Consider the following 335-nt stretch of genomic DNA (forward strand, 5'->3'; position numbering starts at 1 on the left):
CCAAAGAGKACACAATAGCAGCATGGCGAATATACCAAATTATGAACAGCGTAACAACAAGATAGAGAGATGATCCATGACGATTGCGACGGATCGACCGGCGCTAGCAGTACAAAGCAAGCTACTACTAGACCATGCAAATGGAGTAGCTGAGCTTAGATCTTGCCGCGCGGGCCCGGMTGCGGCGGCTCCTGAGGTCCCTTCTTGATCGGCAGGAGGTCCGGTGACGCCGACGCGCTGACGTAGGCCAGAAGTGAGCCGCCGCCCAGCAGCAGGGCCGATGTCAGCAGACCTCTCTTGGTGAACGGAGCCGCGAACGTCTCGAAGAACTTGCT

Annotated in this window: 1 protein-coding gene; it reads right to left on the reverse strand. The window is 56.8% G+C overall.

Annotated features, from left to right (window positions below):
- Positions 1–155: 155 nt before the first annotated feature.
- Positions 156–335: hypothetical protein (locus tag FWJ25_RS20635; protein ID WP_149601867.1), on the reverse strand; the 180-nt coding region annotated here is incomplete at its 5' end.

It is taken from the genome of Marinobacter salinexigens, assembly GCF_008370345.1.
GTDB lineage: Bacteria > Pseudomonadota > Gammaproteobacteria > Pseudomonadales > Oleiphilaceae > Marinobacter > Marinobacter salinexigens.